This window comes from Ktedonosporobacter rubrisoli, assembly GCF_004208415.1.
GTDB lineage: Bacteria > Chloroflexota > Ktedonobacteria > Ktedonobacterales > Ktedonobacteraceae > Ktedonosporobacter > Ktedonosporobacter rubrisoli.
In genome coordinates, this window is record NZ_CP035758.1 from 2,459,604 (window position 1) to 2,477,507 (window position 17,904).

The 17,904-nt window shown below is 52.6% G+C and carries 17 protein-coding genes; 12 read left to right on the plus strand and 5 right to left on the minus strand.

Translation table 11 applies throughout. The features are described 5' to 3' along the window. Window positions 1–3: 3 nt before the first annotated feature. The 4 genes from istA (at window position 4) to EPA93_RS48300 (ending at window position 3,593) form a co-directional block, all read left to right on the plus strand. Window positions 4–1,335 carry an IS21 family transposase gene (gene istA / locus EPA93_RS11285; RefSeq protein ID WP_242527385.1) on the plus strand — a complete coding sequence of 444 codons (1,332 nt, stop codon included), beginning with the start codon at window positions 4–6 and terminating at the stop codon, window positions 1,333–1,335. A gap of 13 nt (window positions 1,336–1,348) precedes the next feature. Further along, complete coding sequence (gene istB, locus EPA93_RS11290) at window positions 1,349–2,110, plus strand: IS21-like element helper ATPase IstB (RefSeq protein ID WP_129887440.1); 762 nt, start codon at window positions 1,349–1,351, stop codon at window positions 2,108–2,110. Window positions 2,111–2,303: 193 nt separating this feature from the next. Next, window positions 2,304–3,275 (plus strand): bifunctional nuclease family protein, encoded by a 972-nt coding sequence (locus tag EPA93_RS11295; protein ID WP_129887442.1) that lies wholly within the window; start codon window positions 2,304–2,306, stop codon window positions 3,273–3,275. A 171-nt stretch (window positions 3,276–3,446) separates the two neighbouring features. Further along, on the plus strand, window positions 3,447–3,593 hold the full coding sequence (locus EPA93_RS48300; protein ID WP_165423031.1) for a hypothetical protein: 147 nt from the start codon (window positions 3,447–3,449) through the stop codon (window positions 3,591–3,593). A 112-nt stretch (window positions 3,594–3,705) separates the two neighbouring features. Here EPA93_RS48300 and EPA93_RS11300 read toward each other — a convergent pair whose 3' ends face one another. After that, window positions 3,706–5,388, minus strand: coding sequence for an ISL3 family transposase (locus EPA93_RS11300; protein ID WP_129887444.1), 1,683 nt, complete (start codon window positions 5,386–5,388; stop codon window positions 3,706–3,708). A 244-nt stretch (window positions 5,389–5,632) separates the two neighbouring features. Here EPA93_RS11300 and EPA93_RS11305 point away from each other — a divergent pair, with 244 nt between their 5' ends. The 3 genes from EPA93_RS11305 to EPA93_RS11315 all read left to right on the plus strand — a co-directional run bounded on the left by EPA93_RS11305 (window position 5,633) and on the right by EPA93_RS11315 (window position 7,895). Beyond that, on the plus strand, window positions 5,633–6,412 hold the full coding sequence (locus tag EPA93_RS11305; RefSeq protein ID WP_129887446.1) for a helix-turn-helix domain-containing protein: 780 nt from the start codon (window positions 5,633–5,635) through the stop codon (window positions 6,410–6,412). Window positions 6,413–6,429: 17 nt separating this feature from the next. Next, entirely contained in the window at window positions 6,430–6,618 is a 189-nt protein-coding gene (locus EPA93_RS11310; protein WP_129887448.1) for a hypothetical protein, read from the plus strand. Between the two features lie 260 nt (window positions 6,619–6,878). Further along, window positions 6,879–7,895, plus strand: coding sequence for an RNA polymerase subunit sigma-70 (locus tag EPA93_RS11315; RefSeq protein ID WP_129887450.1), 1,017 nt, complete (start codon window positions 6,879–6,881; stop codon window positions 7,893–7,895). 75 nt (window positions 7,896–7,970) lie between these two features. On the opposite strand, the gene EPA93_RS11320 is transcribed toward EPA93_RS11315, so the two are convergent. The 3 genes from EPA93_RS11320 to EPA93_RS11330 all read right to left on the minus strand — a co-directional run bounded on the left by EPA93_RS11320 (window position 7,971) and on the right by EPA93_RS11330 (window position 9,804). Next, complete coding sequence (locus EPA93_RS11320; RefSeq protein WP_165423033.1) at window positions 7,971–8,810, minus strand: IS3 family transposase; 840 nt, start codon at window positions 8,808–8,810, stop codon at window positions 7,971–7,973. Window positions 8,811–8,824: 14 nt separating this feature from the next. Further along, window positions 8,825–9,133: a transposase gene (locus tag EPA93_RS11325; RefSeq protein WP_129887454.1), complete on the minus strand. Its 309-nt coding sequence runs from the start codon at window positions 9,131–9,133 to the stop codon at window positions 8,825–8,827. A 104-nt stretch (window positions 9,134–9,237) separates the two neighbouring features. Then, entirely contained in the window at window positions 9,238–9,804 is a 567-nt protein-coding gene (locus EPA93_RS11330; protein WP_129887456.1) for a dihydrofolate reductase family protein, read from the minus strand. Window positions 9,805–10,352: 548 nt separating this feature from the next. Here EPA93_RS11330 and EPA93_RS11335 point away from each other — a divergent pair. Together EPA93_RS11335 and EPA93_RS11340 are read left to right on the plus strand one after the other, a co-directional pair. After that, window positions 10,353–10,583: a hypothetical protein gene (locus EPA93_RS11335; protein ID WP_129887458.1), complete on the plus strand. Its 231-nt coding sequence runs from the start codon at window positions 10,353–10,355 to the stop codon at window positions 10,581–10,583. A gap of 421 nt (window positions 10,584–11,004) precedes the next feature. Then, complete coding sequence (locus EPA93_RS11340; protein WP_129887460.1) at window positions 11,005–12,030, plus strand: hypothetical protein; 1,026 nt, start codon at window positions 11,005–11,007, stop codon at window positions 12,028–12,030. A gap of 664 nt (window positions 12,031–12,694) precedes the next feature. On the opposite strand, the gene EPA93_RS11345 is transcribed toward EPA93_RS11340, so the two are convergent. Next, window positions 12,695–13,261: a hypothetical protein gene (locus EPA93_RS11345; protein ID WP_129887462.1), complete on the minus strand. Its 567-nt coding sequence runs from the start codon at window positions 13,259–13,261 to the stop codon at window positions 12,695–12,697. Window positions 13,262–14,128: 867 nt separating this feature from the next. Between EPA93_RS11345 and EPA93_RS11350 the strand changes: the two genes are divergently transcribed. The 3 genes from EPA93_RS11350 (at window position 14,129) to EPA93_RS11360 (ending at window position 17,427) form a co-directional block, all read left to right on the plus strand. Continuing rightward, window positions 14,129–14,476 carry a hypothetical protein gene (locus EPA93_RS11350; protein ID WP_129887464.1) on the plus strand — a complete coding sequence of 116 codons (348 nt, stop codon included), beginning with the start codon at window positions 14,129–14,131 and terminating at the stop codon, window positions 14,474–14,476. 550 nt (window positions 14,477–15,026) lie between these two features. Continuing rightward, a complete protein-coding gene (locus tag EPA93_RS11355; RefSeq protein ID WP_129887466.1) occupies window positions 15,027–15,380 on the plus strand; it encodes a beta/gamma crystallin-related protein in 354 nt (117 codons plus the stop codon). A gap of 157 nt (window positions 15,381–15,537) precedes the next feature. Further along, window positions 15,538–17,427 carry an IS66 family transposase gene (locus tag EPA93_RS11360; RefSeq protein WP_129887468.1) on the plus strand — a complete coding sequence of 630 codons (1,890 nt, stop codon included), beginning with the start codon at window positions 15,538–15,540 and terminating at the stop codon, window positions 17,425–17,427. The last annotated feature ends 477 nt before the right edge of the window (window positions 17,428–17,904 follow it).

Sequence of the window (17,904 nt, forward strand, 5' to 3'; positions counted from 1 at the left end):
CTTTTGAAACAAAATGAACAGCTTCCTCGCAAACAGCAATACACTTCCCCCAAAATTTTTGAGATCATCCGAACCGAGGGATATCAAGGATGTGAGTCTCGCATCCGACAACATGTGGCGGAGTGGAATCGAACGCGCAAGCAAGAAGTTTTTCTTCCTTTGGAGTTTGAACCCGGCCAAGATGCCCAATGCGATTGGGGAGAAGCATACGTCGTCCTGGGTGGAGAGCGCAAGAAGGTCCAGATCTTTACCATGCGGCTCTGTTACTCGCGTCGCACCTTTGTTACCGCCTTTCCTACCCAGAAGCAGGAAAGTTTTCTGTATGGTCATGTTCTGGCATTCAACCACTTTGGAGGCATTCCTTATCGCATCAGTTATGACAACCTGGCAACAGCGGTGAAAATGGCTTTTGATCGCCCAAAACAACGAGGCCGACCGCCTCGTCAGGAGCAAAGAGCGTTTCAGTCTTTTCGCAGCCACTACTTGTTTGAGTCGCATTTTTGTACCGTTGGTTTGCAAGGTGCTCATGAGAAAGGCCAGGTCGAGCATGGCGTTGGTTTCGTTCGCCGCAACTACCTCGTTCCTCTTCCAGAGGTCGCATCTTTTGAGGAACTCAATCAACTTCTCAAGGAGCGTTGTCTGGCTGATGATGAGCGACGCGTTTCCCGTCAACCTACGACCATTGGACAAGCCTGGCAAGAGGAGCGTTCTGCCCTGCGCCCGCTGCCCACATTCGATTACGATTGTTGCGAGATCACGACTGCACGCCTGACGCCTTACAGCCAAGCCACCTATGAAACGAATCGCTATTCTGTTCCGGTCAAACGGGCGAGGAGTGCTGTAACGGTCAAAGCCTATCCCTTTCACGTTGAGATTCTGGATGGGACGACTGTTCTGGCACGCCATCCTCGCTGTTACGGCAGGGAGCAAGACCTGTTTGATCCCTTTCATTACCTTCCCCTGCTTGAGCAACGACCAGGAGCATTTGACCATGCCAAACCACTCAAAAAATGGCGTCGAGACTGGCCGGAGTCTTACCATCTTCTGCTACGAAAGTTGCGCGAGAAATGGCCCGAAGGACGGGGAATACAAGAGTTTGTGCGTGTGCTCATGCTTCACCAAGACTATCCTTCGGAGGAAGTCGCTCAAGCAGTTGAACAAGCCCTGGATCTGGGATGTATCCATCTCGATGGTATTTTGCATTGCTTGCATCAGATCAGCACTTCCCCAACCTCTGCCCCGTTGGATCTCTCAGACCGACCAGATCTGGATGCTGTTGGCAACCAACCCATTGATTTGTCTCGCTATGAACAATTGTTGAAGCAATCTTGGTAGAGGAGGAACGCCCATGCAACATCAAGCCCTGCTGGAAAGCTATCTCAGACAACTTCGCCTGCCGACCTTTGCCCAGAATTACCAAACATACGCCCAGGATGCCGCCCGTACAGATCTGTCCTATGAGCGCTTTTTGTTGGCTCTTTGTGAGGCAGAAGTAGCAGCGCGTGAGGCTCATCGAATTGAACGGGCGGTAGCTGCTGCCAAGATTCCTGTCCTCAAGGATCTTACCTCTTACGACTTCGCCGCCGTTGAGAATATCTCGAAACAAAAGGTGCTGGAACTGGCTGCGGGAGGCTATATTGCAAAAGCCGAAACGATTATCTTGATCGGAAATCCGGGACTCGGCAAAACGCACATTGCGAGCGGCTTGGCGCTGGCAGCCTGTCGGCAAGGAAAGCATGTTCGTTTCTACAGCGTCGCCAATCTCATTAATGACTTGCAAGCGGCCCAAAAAGACCTGCGACTGTCCCGTTTCACCTCTCACTTTACCAAGCTGGATTTGTTGGTCCTTGATGAGTTAGGGTTTGTCCCTTTTGCCGGTGAAGGAGCAAAATTGCTCTTTCAGCTCTGTTCCGATTTGCATGAACGAGTCTCCATTATCCTGACCACGAATTTACGTTTTGCTGACTGGAACTCAATTTTTGGGGACGAACGCATGACAGCGGCTCTTCTCGACCGACTTACATTCAAATCGCACATTCTCGAATTTGTGGGAGAGTCCTATCGCTTTCGCAGCCGCATGCGGCAGGAAGAGGCTAAAGATTCCGCTTGAAACCGCTCGGATGGAGGAGCAAGGAACCTTTTGCTCCCCCATCCTCTCCTCATTTTTGTCCAGGCAGGCCGTCCTCTTGTTAACTTTTGGCAAGGTTTTTCGGGTAACTTTTCCTTGAGCCTCCCCGGCTTTGGCTGGTTTCTTCGATAACTGTTAGCCTGGTTTGTTGTTATCGTAAACAATTATTACAAGGATGCTCCTTGTAGACGAACAACGACAGCGCGCTATGCTGCTCACGGTGTGTCAGTTCGACCGCACTTCAGTGGAAGGCATCTCTCTTCATGCTTCGCTGGAAATGGATACAGCCACGACTGCTCTCATGCGACCACGCACACTTGATCTCTTGAGCAAACTCCTCCAGGCGTCAGGCGGCGAACTGGAAAGGATCTGTATTGATGTCCTGCAAGATGAGATGCTCTATGCGCAGGTGCATCTGCGTGACCAGTACAGCCAGCATACGATCGCGGCAGGCCTGGGTGATGCGCTCTCCCTGGCGCTACAGTTGCATACTCCTATCAACGTGAGCGATGCGGTCTCTGCAAGGAGATGGATCAACCTGATCGAATATGGTGCGACACTGCAACAGCAACTTGAGGCGATTGCGCCTCTGATGCAGACAAGCCCAGAAGCCCTGTTCCTCAAAAAAGAGCCATGGAATAGAGATTTCGCGCAAGGTCTGCAGGGCTGGCAGTTCCTAGGCAATCCTGAGTGCACCAGCTACCGTCTTGACACTCAGGCCACCCACACAGGTCCGGCCAGTTTGGCAATAGATCTCCGTGAATCGCCTGTCCATGCCATGGCCCCAATTGGGGCACTCGTACACCACGAAGGGTTTCTTGCGCACCCGTATCAAGGGCAGCGCCTGCGCCTGCTTACGCACATCAAAAGCGAGCACATTCAGCAGGTGATGATGCAGTTGCACGTGGCTGGACCTCCAGCCAAGCAACTGGACGAGTCTACAGGAGTATATCTTCCTACCAGTACCTATGAGACGCATACTATCTTCCATCCTGCCACAGACCTCTGTGATTGGACACGCCTGGAACTCGTCATCGAGGTCCCCCTCGATGCCTTCACTGCTTTTTTCAACTTCTCAATAGAAGGTTCGGGCAAGCTGTGGATAGATGCAGTGGGCTTCGAGTGCGTAGATACGGGCTTGCGCTGACGCCGCTCACCTCCTGGTCACGCAAAGGACAGAAATGAGAGAGGACATCTCTGCTGAATGAAACTTTTATCTAGCCCATTTTAAAAGAAAGGTGACCATTTTCCTCCTTGTCGCCCCGCCGCTCTGAGAAATCTGGCATCAGGAGATGACGAGCAGCAAAGGACAAAAAACATGATTCAGGCTTCTATCGCCATTGAACAATGCGCACAGGAACACCAACTGGGAGAATTACAAAACGTCTCTGCCGAGTTTTCCTCATTCTCAAAGTCTGTCCTGAGAACCATCGTTCTGGGCATGGCATCCGTCATGTGGATCTGAATGGGATCACTCCTCATGCAAACAATGCCTCTCTGGGGGACACCTCGCCGTATGGTGCTGGGTCTCCCGCCATTTTGATGATTCGGGGACGTGTTCGCCTCAGAAGCTTTTACTAGGAGCATTGCAGCACCCGCTTGCGTAACGTCTCGAAGCTCGCTTTGCCATACATTTGACGCTTTAACAGCTTCAATCTGTGAACATGTCCCTCGACAGGACCTTGAGACCAGGAGAGCGTGAGCCCTGCTTTGACAGCATCATAGTCTTTTTGCAGTCCTCGTGCGAAGTTTTTCAACTCGGCGACCTCCTGGGACTCGACCTGTTTGAGCCAGGTATCCAGCCGCTCTCCTTGCCGCTCTCGCAGCATCGTGGCAAAGTCCTGGATCAGAGAAAAGGTTTGGGCGATGATCGGGTCAGCTTCACACAGGCGGATCAGGTAGGCGTTTTGCCAGTCCAGCCGCTGCTCCTCTGTAAAGCTCATCCATCGTGCTACCTGGAGTGCTGTCGGCGGACGCCGCACCTGTGCATCCTTTTTGGTCGCGATGGCTTCTGGAGTCGGTTCCACCTGCTTAAATCCTCTGGGCTTGCCTTTCGTCGTGCGCAAGTTCTTGAGGAAACGGCTCACATTGGACATCGAGGCCGCGTATCCTCTTTTGACGATTTCTCGGTAAAGTTCTGAGGCGTTGCGGCAACCATCGTTCCAGCGTTCGATGAGGTAGGGCTTGAACGGCTCGAGCAAGTGCGTGCGCGTACGGCGCGGCGTTCTTCTCTCCGGCGGTTGGTCCATGTGAATATAGCGAGTGACGGTCTGGCGGCTGGTTCCTACCAATTGTGCAATGATCCCCTGATGGACCTTTTTCGCGTGCAGTTCATGAATCTTTCGATACATTTCCACCTTTTCCTGATGGCGCTCTCTGCTCACTTCTTCGAGCCTGCGGGTATTGCCCATAGGACTCTCTTGCAAGGGGGAAGGATTCGTGGCCACTCCTGTTGGGTCCAGCATGGCGGCTTTCAGATGGGATTTCTTGCTGATGAAAAAGCCTTCCAGAGCCTCTCCCAAATTTTTGAGGATGTGCCACCTGTCTGCTACCTGCTGTGCCTGTGGCGCGCCAAGAGTGGCACCATCCGCATAGGACCCACCGCGATCACGGCTAATGATTTCGACTCCCGGATGTTCTTGTAACCATTTTGCCAGGGAAGACGCCTCACGGTCGGGCAAGAGTTCAATCGGAATGCGCTTTTCCAGATCAATGAGGATCGTGCCGAACTTTCGACCCCGGCGAAAGCTCCAGTCATCGACTCCAAGAACACGAGGAGTAGCATGAGCGGTCTCTGGGGCGCGCTCGATAAGTCGAAGCAGTGTGTCAGGGCTGCTAGAGAGACCCATGCCTGCCACCAGGCGTTTCCCTGCTTCTCCACCCAGGGCAAATCCAATGAGCGTGAAGACATCCGTGAGTCTATTGGTACGCCGCGCATAGGGAGCAACGACGGTAGGAAGCCGTTCGGTAAAAATCCGGCGTGAGCATTCTGGATTCTGGCAAAAGAACCGACGAGTATGCAGGTCAAGCTGTACTGCCCAGCCCATCCACGGCAGATCAGCGACCAGACGTGTGTACCGTGAATGCACTTTTTCTGAGGAGTGCAGGCATACTGGGCACTGCGCCTGTGGAAAAGTTGTTGCCACCACGGCTGTAATGCGTCTAGGAAATGCTTGCAGGCAGACCAGATGTAAACACGCTGAATCAGGTAACAACGTTGGATGAGCTTCTGATGCCATCGGGTGAACTCCTTCCATCATCTCCTTCCAGATCGCTCATGGTATGAGTGTAGCAGAAGGATGTTTCCGATGGCATAAAAAACTCATGAAAATCCGTGTCGATCAAGCAAACAGCCAGTATTTTTCATCAAAATGGCGGGAGACCCATGGTGCTTGAAAGGGGTGCGCACTCAAATTGGGCATAAAACGCCAGGAGACTTGAAAATGGCAAAAAATCTGGGTACGATTGACTCATCAGCCTATCTCATCGTGTTGGGGGTACGCGATGCCAAAGCGCAAGCGTGTTCAGAGAGAGCACATCGAAGATTGGCAAACCATTCAACACTATACATTGTGGCCGGAGCAGACGGCCTATGAACTCTTGAGACCTGCCGTACTTTTCGGTGATCCGGCTATTCAACGGACACAAGAGACAGGAGAGCTGCCCTCCAGCCTGGAGCGCAAAGCCGACGCTTTTGATGAGCAGGGCATGGTCAGCTTCTTTGCTTCCAGGCCCCGTAAGCAGCCACTGGAGACAGCACGAAGCCTGCCGCCAGATATGCGCCAGTTGATCGTCGACCTGCGCGTGGAAATGCCCAACATGTCCATCCGTGAAATTGCAGAAATTTGCGATGCTCGTTTTCAGCGGCGACCCTCTTACCATTCAATTAAGATGGTACTGGCTTTTGGCCCGCCTCCATCGATCACTATGCGCCGCTTCCCTCTCTTGAACTCCATTCCCGATCCTGCGCAGTGTTGCCACAACATCGTGCAGCTTCACGCGGAAGGATGGTCCGTTGCTTCCATTGCTGAGTATTGGCAAGGAAGCAAACAGGCAGTGGACACAACGCTGAAACGCTGGGTGCAAGAGGGAGTCAAGGGGCTGGATGACAAGTCACATGCCCGCAAAGCGTCCCGTGTGGTCACGCTTGAAGTTGCCAATGAGATTCGCAAAAAGCAAGAGAATCCGCTCATTGGTGAATGGAGACAGCGTTTACTCGCCGGCTTGATCGATCAGGATAGATCCGTTTTCGTCGGTGGTGCTTCTATGCAGAATCCGGGCTAGCGAAACGGGAAGTTGAGGTGAGCCTTGACACCAGCACGCTCAAGATCGAATATCAGGACACGGAGCTGGCCTTCTACACCATGGAGTGGGCGGAGGAGAATAAACACATCGAGCGCGTAAAAAATCCGCGCCTCATCGAGACGGGCTACCAGTCTCCGCAGCCAAGCTGTGGACGTTCGGACCTGATGAGTGGCTGCTCTTTCTGAAATTACCTGGTTATGCAGCGCGGAAAAAGCTGAGAGGGGTGCCGGGTGTGATCCAACTTCCTCTGCCAGATGGAGGTGGGAATCCGCAGGAAGCAACCTCATCCTAATTCGAGGAGGACCACCTTACAGACTGAGCCAACTTGCCAACAGCGTCGTTGGTTTGACTGGCGTTTGGCGTGTTCCTCACATCCTACGGCTGCGATGCGACGCGCCTTCGAGATCAGATCAGATGACTGCCAAACAACAGAAAGAGGGACACAATGGAGACACCACCCCAAACCGCCCTGGTGCTTGCTGCTCAAGCGGGCGATGAGTCAGCGTTCGAGATCCTGGTGGGCGCATATCGACGTGAACTGCTCGTGCATTGTTATCGGATGTTGGGCTCGCTCTCCGACGCTGAAGATCTGGTGCAAGAGACCTTGCTGCGAGCATGGGAGAAACGTGCGACGCTCACCAGTCCACAATCCTACCGTGCCTGGTTGTACCGCATCGCCACCAATCTCTGCCTCAATCGGCTCGCACGTGCTCCTCGACGTTTCTTGCCATCAGAAACCCATCCACCGAGCGATCCTAGCAGCCCTGCACCTCCACGACTGCGGGAGCCGATCTGGCTGGAACCGTTTCCCGATGATCTGCTCGCAGCTCCTGAGGCTGATCCCGAAGACCGCGCGGAGAGGAGCGAACGAATCACCCTGGCCTTTCTGATGGCGCTGCAGCACTTAACTCCCGTGCAACGGGCTATTTTGCTCTTGCGTGAAGTGTTGGAGTGGGAAGCCTCCGAAGTCGCCCAATGGCTTCACCTCTCGGTTCCCGCCGTCAACTCCGCCTTGCAGCGTGCTCGACGGGCTTTGCGCCAGCGCAATGTTGGAAGCGAGGTGCAAATGGCTCTACCTCGACAAGAGTTACAAGAGCTGCTTGATCGCTATGTAACCCTCTGGGAACAAGCTGACATCCCCGGTCTCGTGGCGCTGCTGCGAGAGGATGCCTGGTTCACCATGCCGCCGCTTCCTGTCTGGTACCAGGGACGAGCGGCTATCGCCACACTATTGCAGACGAGTCTGTTTCCTCCCGGCTTGCAATGGCACCTGCTTCCAACTCGCGCCAACGGCAGTCCAGCGTTCGGACTCTATCGGCGGAAGGCTCTTGCAGACGACTATCAGCTTGTTGGCTTGATGGTTCTGGAGGTGGAACGCGCCCAGATTGTTAGCCTGGTCGCGTTCCTGGAGGTGTCCAGCCTCTCACGCTTTGCCCTGCCGCCCCTACTCGAAGATAGGTAAGCGCGGCTTGGACATTCCCCATTCACCACAGTACTGGTGGATCTCGGGATGTCAAGTACCTAAGGCTTTAGACAGTTAAAGAAGGGAAAGAGAGGAGATCCGCTCCAAATTATGTAGCTCAGCATACTGCTGAGGAGACAGATTGCCTAATCCTTCGTGAGGGCGTTCTCGATTGTAAAAATTGACCCAATTCTGAGCGGCTTGCAAAAACTGGCCCAGGCTGCGATAAGGACGCCGCTCAGCTACAGCCAGCTTAAAGAGGCCCACAAAGCGCTCGGCATAGCCGTTATCGGTCGGCGTTCCGGCTCGACTCATCGACTGCAGAAACCCTTTCTGCAACAGCAGGGTGCGCGTTGGCTCAGCTCCATACTGCTTACCTTGATCGCTGTGCCAGATCCAGCCGGGCGTCTCGAATGAGAGCGTCTGGATCAGCTCCGTCACCAGGTGGGCGCGCATGTGGTAATCGAAGGCCAGCCCCAAAATGTGGCGCGTCTGCTTGCGCAAGGCAAAACATCCCCGCACCCGCGACCCATCGGCCAGGCGCACCTCGAAGATATCCGAAAAGACGACATCGGGAGCCTGAGCGTCCCTGCCCTCACGCAAAAGGTTCGGGGCGGTCTGCGCTGCTTTGCCGGGATAGACGTATTTCTTGCGCTTGCGTCGGGCTGCAAGACCATATTTGCGCATGATTCGCTTCACGCGATTCTTGCCCGTGCCTAGCAGGACCGCCAGCTTGCGATGCCCCATGGTGTCATCGTGCTCATGCAGCGCTTCAATGCGCACCGCCAGTTCCTTATCCATCTTGGGACGCTTCGGATGAGTATACAAGCTACTGCGTGCAATGCCGAGTGTGCGGGCCAACTGGCTTTTGTTGATCGGACTGCCGGAAGCGCACAAGGTGCGCGCCAGTTCCACTTTCTGCTGCTTGGTTAGTGGTCCAGCAGTCCGCGGGATTTTTTTAAGATTTCATTCTGGACCGTCAACTCGCCGATCAAGTGCTTGAGTTCGTCGGGCGACTCCCCAGGAGCAAATCCCTGTGTCTTGCGGCGTGCCTCCTGGTCCCGTTTGTCGGCAAAGACGGCGGGGCCGTGTTCTTGAAACTCCTTGCGCCACCGATGGATCACCGAGGAGGCCAGGCCGAACCTGCGGCACACCTCTTCTATCGTCGTATCGCGCTGGTAGCTCTCTAGCACCACCTTGAATTTAAATTCGGCACTGTACTGTTTTTTCTGTGTCATGTTCTGCGTACCTTTCCGACTCTCTCTTTCCTCTGTCTATTTTAGCAGGTACGTAACAGGAGACGTTCAACGCATGATGGAGCTGCGCGGAGGAAGGCTCCCCATCAGTACTGTGGTTCATAGGTAAGATTGACAATGCCTTTGGAGAAGCTCTTTGTCGCAACAAGCTTCAATGCGGCGGTTTCGCCTTGCCGGAAGAGATGCTCCCCTTGCCCGAGAACAAGCGGATGGATCGAGAGATCGAGGACGTCGAGCAAGTGGTGCTTGAGCAACGTCTCTGCGAGAAGTCCATGTCCATAGATGAGCAGATCGCGTCCTTCCTGCTGCTTGAGCCTGGTCGCTTCAGCAATGACATCACCTCGAACGATGGTCACGTTGTTCCAGTCGGCTTTTTCCAGCGTTGAGGAGAAGACATACTTGGGCATGGCATTGATCCTCTCAGACCACGGGTCGGTACGTCCCGGCCAAATTGTGAGAAAGTCCTCATACGTCGTGCGACCAATCAACAACGCCTCGCATGCTAGCGCCTGGTCCAATTCGTAGAGCAGATACGCCTCGTCGCGGTAGGGAGAAAATCTAGGAATGTGTCGATTCTCACTCTTTTCTGAGATGGCTGCTCCGTCGAAAACGCCATCTAACGAGACGATGGTATGTTCGATAATGTTGCGCATAAGATGGTGTCCTTTCCTCTTTAAACGAGATGTGTGAGAGGGATCAATTCCCTTTCACCTCTAGGACACACAAGTGATCCCAAACTCATCGCAAATGATCAGTAAATTTGGGGAAGAGAGCGGTAGCCACGTTGAGAAACCTCCGCATAACATGCTTTACATAGATGGGCAGTAGGCTGTGGCAAACCCACTTGTCAACCTCACCACTATTGTCAACGCTTTTCAGTGGAGCAAATCGCGCTCCAGGAGGAGTTCTGCTGATTAGGAGAAGAGCCATATGCTCATCGTCACCGATGAACACAGAAAGCGAGCCGGGATGAAGAATCTCTCGAAACGCTGCTCGTACTGCCGAAAACCACTTTTAGCATATCCACTGATCATGAATGATGATGTGGGCTTCCACGTCTTTCATGCTGCCTGCGCTGCTGCGCTTGCTCTTGACATTCAAGTAGACCTCTGCACGTTCTTTCATCCGCCTGCGCCGTACCACCAGTTCTTTGGGCTCACCACTGGGGAGGCTGTGTGCAACAACGAACAAGGAGGGGCAAATGCAGTCAACCGATCTTGAAGAGATCAAGACCGCGCTGTGGGAACAAGCCATGAGTCCGTGTACACGGGTGAGCTGGGCAGTGGCGCAAGTGATGGAAGCAAGATACAGTCGTGGGCAACTGAGGGTCATGTTTCGAGGACGCTTCGGCTTTCATCCTGTGGAATCTGTGACCATTTTGAGGCCGAGATTATGCCCGACTGGTGCCTGCGACCTTGAAGAGGCGAACTGAGGGTGAAAAGAGCACGTCGGAATACAGTGTGGGATAGCGAAGTACATTTTACGTCTATCTCGGTGATACGTCTATTTAGTGAATAGAAAACGGAAATCGACTCAAAGAGTTTGGTGTGTTTATCTTAGAATACCAGCCTGGAAGTGAGGAGACGATCATGAGCTATCAGACGCCCAGACCAGATCAGGGTTGGAAAATCCCGCTCATTTCGCAACCGTCAAGGAAGGAGAGCGTCCAATCCAATTGGAAGCCCCGGCCCATTCTACAATCGTCAGGGAAGGGGAACCAATCCACTCGGAAACGTCAGCCCATTCGGCGACAGTCAAGGAAGAGGAGGTCGCCTACTCAACAACAAGGCATGCGCAATTCCAGCGTTGCTCAAGTGGGCCAGACAATTATAGCAGGTCTAGGATTAGTGGTTGTGGGCATCGTTGGTATATCTGTTATCTATTCTATTTCCTTCGCAGTGGTAACGTATAGTTTCCCTTCTGTACTCTCTATGTTTCTTGCTTTTCCAAAGAACACAACCATGAGTCTGGTGAATTACTTAACATCAGCAATAGAAGGAGCAATAGCGGCGCTCATTATCGGTTGCCTGAAAAGGAGATTTCCACTGAAATCTCCAGGCGGCGAGAAGCTCCTCTCTGAATTATTTTCATTCAATATATTTACGGGTATCCCAACGTTTGTGACAACAGCCACTTTAGATCTCCTTGTCGGTGCACTAGTGGAGCATTTGTCTCACCTCTTGTCTTCTCAAGAGCACCATCTCGTACGAAAAAGCCCAGAAGGAATATCCTCAAGCGAGTCAATTGGTCCGCTCGTGCAGAATCTTCAAGTGGATCGAAAAAAAGAAGAGTTGGAAACCTCTTCTCCGCCAGCCGCACGGCACCATTCAGTGGATCTGGGAACATCGAAGAAGTCACGCAATCTTGTCCCAGCAGGTGTCATCATAGATGTACTTGTCGGTACAGTAGTAGGTTGGTTTGCAGGTGGTATGGGACCGGCTACGCTGCTTTTCGGAAATGATCCTACTCATGTTCCTGGTATAGTTGTTACTCTCCTTGCTTCAGGAGGTGCTACTGGAACTGGAGCCGGAAGCTTTGGTTGGGTACCAGCCGGTTCTGGAGCTGGAAGCTTTAGTTGGGTAGTTGCTCTTGTGCTGTTCCTCGGACTTGTTTTAGTCATACGGGGAATGGTTATTGGGGCAATAACTGGATTGACTTTTGGTCTAGTAGTTGGAGGAATACACAATGCTACCAGAGAAGGATTATTTTCAAGCATAGCCTATCTTCTTGAGGAAAAAGATCTAAAGAAGAGAAAAGGAAAAACCCTTTGGGAAGCTATGAGGGAGGGAGCAATAGAAGGTGCAATTGTAGGAGGCATGGTGGGGCTTCTACAAGGAATAGCAACAGCAGTGGCATTCCATAATAAATTCCACCACTAAGTGCAATCAACTTCCTTCTTTGGGATAAGACCTGCTTGCCAAGCACAGGCAATCCTCAACTAGAGAGGCTCGCCTTTCGTGGTTGGTGAGGCCACTTCTCCGTTAAGAGCTCGCTTCTCTTTGCCCATCGACGCGACGAACTGGTCGCTTCTTCTGCAATGTGCTCCAGTAGAGGAAGTACCGTACACCCAGGGGGCTTTTTCCTAATGACCGACGATCTCTTTGCTACCAATGCACTGACCACATCAGAGCAACAGCTTGCCTCCCTTCCACCAGCGGCCCGCTCCTCCAAATCGAGCGTGCCTTGTCTGTGGCGTACATGATTGGGTATGGGACGCCCAGGTTGACAACTACGTTTGCAGTGCCAATCCAGAGATCCATGCACAATGACTGCGCAATCCTGCTATCTGGGCTTTCGGCATCGTCCCCGATGCCTCTCGGTGACCTCCCACCATTGTTCAAAACGACGTTTCATCGCCACCGGAAAACCGCACCATGAAGGGCCCATATTTATTTCACGACGAGGAGCATCATGACCCCGGTCGTTTTGTTGGGCAATGGATTCTTTGGCATTGGCAGGAGTCTGGTCCGTCGCATCCTTCTCTCTCACATCAATCCCCGTCTTTGGCTCCACCTTTTTGCCAACAAGGGGATCGGAGAACGACTATGCTCGCTCCTTTTCAAACCGAACGGATCGGGCTGCGGCAAAGGCGTGATCCATGTTAGTAATACGATAGGTGAGTGCAAGCACGGCGATAATGTTCCAGCTTTCTCCAAACACTTCCGTGCAATCTCCCCAGATTGCATCCGGATGGTAGGGATCTGGGAAGATATGCCCCCAGAGAATCGTGACGGGTTTACCCGACTTGCGTGCTAGCTGGCTTGCCTTCGTTTGCTCTTCATGTGTGGGCGCTTTGCCCTTAATCTCAACCCAATGATTGAACGTCGGCAACCAAAAATCAGGAAGGTACATCTGCCGGGCGTATCGATGCCGATAGGCTTCCCGAATAATATCTTCTCTGTTATCCCAATAATTCTCGTAGAGAGCCTCATTCAGGTATTCTCTGAACTCGTCATCGTCCCACACTGCTTTCACCCCAAAATCGTAGTGCTGAAATTCATAGATCCATTCGACCCCTAACGTATCAAAAAAGCAGGCCCACCTCGCCTCTATCCGACTGCGAAACTTCTTTCCCCGATACACCGTTACTTTCGGTTGAAAGTGACTCATACTCTTGTGCTCCTGCGCTTTGTTGCCCATCTCTATGACTGAAATACTTTCTCACATTCTGTTCTGACCGTCTAAGCAGGAAACGGAAGTGTGGACGATTCAATCCACTTTCGAAGGTACTTGCCTGTATTGCTAGTAAATTGGATCAAAATCGGTTCTTACACCCTCTCGGTGAAGGATGAGCTTATTTTTCTGATGGCTCTTGTTTCTCACGCTCAGCTCAGGACACCTTCCAGCCAGTGCTCTTGAAGAGCCTCTCACCGAGAGGGTGTAAGAACCACTTTTCGCCTCATTTACCAGCAGAGCGCTCACGGCGAGGCAGCGGATACGTGGCTCACCGCAGCAGGGCCAGCCAGATGAGAGGGCCAGCAAGCAGAGACGGGACACCTTGACTGTTTTTCCTTGGTGGGCTACAGCCCTTCCATTGCTCTGCGGCCAAGCGGAGCACATGTGAGAGGAGGAGAACCGGTACAGACAAGCATCGGGGGATTTGGCGTAGGAGGAAGCCCTTTCTACGATGTTTCCAAGAGCAGAAAGGGCTTGCTTGTCATGACGAATATCCGTTGTAGGGAGGCCAGTATCCTTCATAAGAGCCCTATGTATGCGCTCCCGAGCCCTCAAGGAAGCCTCGTTGCTACAATACAAGAGATCAGGTCGCGTGAATGGGCGCATCAGAGGCAGGAAAAGAACGAGCTGTGGTTCGTTTTGGGGCGCCAGAAAAGGGAGAGGCAAAGAGACGATGCTCTGCTCCCCTAGCTCTATCACTGGTAATTTTCATGGATAGGACACAAACAGGGCGTCCTTTCTTCACTGAGGGGAAAGAAGAGCTGCTCGTTTGTTCTTGGGAAGAATGAGCACAAGAAGAGCGTGTCGTCTCTGGCTGAAGGTCCCCTAGAAGTTTGCCTGGAGGCAGTCAAGCAGTACCTTAAACGGTTTACGCTTCCCTCTGCTTCCTCACAGTCTGCTCTGACCCTGAAAGCGGAGAGCGATGTTGTCTTCCATGAGCTCTATCAGCGGCTCCTCCCGGTGTTGATGGGGCACGCTCATCCTGCAGGAGCACTTCCACCTCTGGAGCTCCTCCCTCATGGAGGGACGTGGAAGGCATTGCTTCCTGATGCTGCCCCTCTCCAGCAGCGAGAGGCACTTGCTCAGGCAATGCGTACCGGGCGCTTTCCACTTCTGCTGTGCTTGCCGCAAACCCTAACCTGGCTGTAAATTTGAGAATTAAATGAATGCATTGTTAAAGTTTTGACAATTCCATGGGCGGGTAAAACGAGGAAGAGCATAGAGCATGAGAAGTGGATTGAAGGCTCTGCGAAATTTGGCAGAGAACCATTACAAACCCTCAACAATCCGCTTCATGACCTCTCCTTCCCGATTCATCAAAAAGGCGTGAGAGCCGGGAGGGTTTACGTATGTGGGCAGTGACAATGACCAATGGCCTTCTGGAGTCATCTGAGAGTCGGGTGAGAGGAGGTGGACGACCAAAATGGTCATTCTGACGTGCGTTGGGAAAAAGCATGAAGAGCGAGCGGGTTGCACAGTCCAACAGTCGAGCGGGTCACGTGCGAAGGGGGAGCAAAGCCGCTTCTCATCTGACTTTCTCCATCAGTCCCTTCTGAATTGGACCTCTTTTGTCTCGCGCGTCCCTTGATACTGTTACACAAGTTGCTTTTTTCTCTTGCTGGGGGATATACTCTCAAAGAAGTGTGTGTAACTTTTTGAGAGAGGATGGCTTTTCGCACCTCTGAAGGGAGCAGAACGTATGGCAAGTCAGATCACGTTATTTGCTGAGAGGGATTTTCGGGGAGCCTGCGTGGTGATCACCGAAGCCATAGCTAATCTCGGTCTACTTGGTTTTAATGATAAAGCGTCATCGGCCAAAGTCGAAGGAGAGTGGTGGACCGTGTATCTCCATACCCACTACGAGGGACTACGTGCGGACCTCGGGCCTGGCGACTGGCCAGACTTGGGAATAAAGGATCTCAACGATGCCATCTCCTCTGTTCGTCCAACCAGTGCTGAAGATGCCGCCCGAGCAGCCTCCCTGGAGGCAACCCCCCTTCCACGATGGTTCCGTCCAATCGGTATTGCAGACATACAACTTCCATCTTCGTAGGGGAAGGGAACCTCCATTGGACTGCTCTTCCAAATAGGTTCAAACAGATGGATTGCGGTGAAAACGACCGCACACCGCACGGAGATCGCTCCGTGTGTGGCCCAAGCCGGGCAAGAGATCTCTCAATGATGTTGTTCCCCTCTCGATTGAGAGAAGAATGGGTCTTTCACCCGCCTCTTTGCTGGGAATAGAGATCATTGTACATACGTTTGGGCACATTTTCAAGAACAGTTCAAAGCTCCCAGCATCGCCTATGGTGCTGGGAGTCACCACCAGCTTTGTCAAAACCTGTCATCGCAAGCTCGCTGAAGTCGAAACCAGCCTCAGATCGGCTGTGGTCAGGGCAAACGTGCTCAATCAGGATGAAACGGGGTTGCGAGTTGGGAAAGAGGGGTGGTGGGTCCATGTCTGCTCAACGGATCGACTTACCTCTTATGCGGCCCATCCGAGCCGAGGGCGCATAGCTCTTGACGCTCCGGCGTTTCGCGGCACCAGCGTTCACGACGGACTACAAAGCTATCAGAGCTCCTGCTTTACGCAAGCACTGTGCAACGTCCATCACTTACGGGAGCTGACCTTTGTCGAAGAAGAACTAGGGCAAGTCTGGGCATGCAAGATGAAAGAGCTTCTGCTGAAAATGAAAGCGTTGGTGGAGCGGGCCAAAGCGGCGGGAAAGCCAGAGTTGGATCTGCTGATGCTTGCCAGCTTGTTATGTCGCTATGATGAGTTGCTCAGAGAAGGCTACCAGGCCAATCCTCCTCCGAGGCTACCGAAAATGTCAGCCCAGGGTAAGCGACTGCCAGGGCGAGCCAAACAAAGCCCGGCCCGTAATCCGCTGGATCGTTTCTCTCAGAGAAAATGGGAGGTGCTGCGCTTCCTGCACGATTTTGCGGTGCCTTTCGACAACAACCAGGCGGAGAGAGATCTCAGAATGATCAAGATGCAAAAAAAATCTCCGGCTGCTTCCGAACGGAACTGGGAATTCCCATGTTCTCTCGCATCCGCAGGTACCTCTCAACGTTGCGTAAACAACGTGTTGCGCTCTTCTCTGCCCTCGATCACACGTTGTCAGGAAACCCTATTCTTCCTGCTTCCTCCTGACCCTTCTAAACAGTTACCATTTTCGTCAGGATCTTCGTTCTCCCTCTTGCACAGCAATCTCTTCCCACCTATACTAAAAGAAGAGATGTTTCAGAGAGAATGCGCAAAAAGAGAAAAGGAGACGGCAGTGACAACATCAGTGGACGTTGATAAGCACATTGGGGAGAGCATTGCCACACTGGTACGGGAATCGTCCCCTCTTATCACTCATGCTCAAGTACATGAACTTCAGTATGGTGAACTTCGCTTTGCCGGTGACATCAGCTACGCTCAGCAGTGGACTCCGGGTACAACGTTCGATACGATTGATGAGATCGAGGAGAATAACAGGACCCCTAATCCTCAAACTGCGCATATTGAGCGCAACGAGACGGTTATGAATAGCTACACATGGGCAACAGAAGAGGCCATTTCTCTAGGAATGTCAGTCTCTGCAAGCTTCAAGGTGCCCTTTGTTGGAGGTATTGACACCAGCATTTCGACGGACTATTCGTTTACCTCGACTGAGACGGTAACGGAGACAAAGGAGCGCGGCTGGAAGTTCATTCAAGATGTGCTGGTGTCTCCTCACTCCAAATTGACCGCCGTCCTCAAGATCGAGAAAACGATCCCGCGCGTCCCGTTTGAGATGACTGGGGCGTTCACTGGACATGTGATTACAGATGTGTCCATCTGGATGGGACCATTACAAAGCATGCTTCATGCGGTACGTTATCCGATCACGACCATCTTTGAACGGAGGCCCTTGCCCAACGCTCGTGTCGAGGGGAATACCGTGTATCTTACCCTCAAAGGAGTGTTTACAGCAGCAGAGGGAATAAAAGCAATCATCGATTTGACTGAGGTGCCGTTAGGGGGGCTAGATCAAGCTCCGAAACATTGGATTGTCGATGTGACTCCTGAGCATGAGATCCACGTGCCGCAACTCCCAGCGGAAGCGAAGTAGGCTGATATGGCAGACTGGCTGAGAGGAAAGCAAAGAGAGGATAGGGGAAAGGAGAGCGATGCAAGGTGGCGGGAGGGGTGGAGGCGTTCTGTGGGAGAGAAACAGCAGTGTCGATCTTCAGTGAAATGGGAGCGGCATCACCAAATCCGTGCCAGACCCACGTAATTCCAAAATGTACATCCATCGGCTGATGGCGACCAGAGAATCGCTGCTCATGTGAACTGTATGGAGTGTTGCCGATGTTTTGAAGCATACACGAACAAGGAAAAATACAGAGAAGTGAAACAAGAGCATCTTACAAGAAAAAAACAAAGAATGAGATGAGAGGCGTCAGTGCCTTCCTTTCTCTTCCCTTCGCTTCGGCAACACCTCGCAATGCTGCTCTTCGAGAGCTTCCATGCCCCCAACCGTGTTCTGCGCTGCGCCGTGCAGGTGGAGCCAGAGGACTCTTGCTCAACCGAGGGTGCAAGCCAACGG

What these genes read in the sequence shown, in the direction of transcription:
- EPA93_RS11295 (WP_129887442.1), top strand. Translation starts at nt 2,304, where the DNA reads ATGCTCCTTGTAGACGAACAACGACAGCGCGCTATGCTGCTCACGGTG.
- EPA93_RS11315 (WP_129887450.1), top strand. Translation starts at nt 6,879, where the DNA reads ATGGAGACACCACCCCAAACCGCCCTGGTGCTTGCTGCTCAAGCGGGC.
- EPA93_RS11300 (WP_129887444.1), bottom strand. Translation starts at nt 5,388, where the DNA reads ATGATGGAAGGAGTTCACCCGATGGCATCAGAAGCTCATCCAACGTTG.
- EPA93_RS11355 (WP_129887466.1), top strand. Translation starts at nt 15,027, where the DNA reads ATGGCAAGTCAGATCACGTTATTTGCTGAGAGGGATTTTCGGGGAGCC.
- EPA93_RS11330 (WP_129887456.1), bottom strand. Translation starts at nt 9,804, where the DNA reads ATGCGCAACATTATCGAACATACCATCGTCTCGTTAGATGGCGTTTTC.
- EPA93_RS11360 (WP_129887468.1), top strand. Translation starts at nt 15,538, where the DNA reads ATGGGTCTTTCACCCGCCTCTTTGCTGGGAATAGAGATCATTGTACAT.
- EPA93_RS11335 (WP_129887458.1), top strand. Translation starts at nt 10,353, where the DNA reads ATGCAGTCAACCGATCTTGAAGAGATCAAGACCGCGCTGTGGGAACAA.
- EPA93_RS48300 (WP_165423031.1), top strand. Translation starts at nt 3,447, where the DNA reads ATGATTCAGGCTTCTATCGCCATTGAACAATGCGCACAGGAACACCAA.
- EPA93_RS11325 (WP_129887454.1), bottom strand. Translation starts at nt 9,133, where the DNA reads ATGACACAGAAAAAACAGTACAGTGCCGAATTTAAATTCAAGGTGGTG.
- EPA93_RS11305 (WP_129887446.1), top strand. Translation starts at nt 5,633, where the DNA reads ATGCCAAAGCGCAAGCGTGTTCAGAGAGAGCACATCGAAGATTGGCAA.
- EPA93_RS11345 (WP_129887462.1), bottom strand. Translation starts at nt 13,261, where the DNA reads ATGAGTCACTTTCAACCGAAAGTAACGGTGTATCGGGGAAAGAAGTTT.
- istB (WP_129887440.1), top strand. Translation starts at nt 1,349, where the DNA reads ATGCAACATCAAGCCCTGCTGGAAAGCTATCTCAGACAACTTCGCCTG.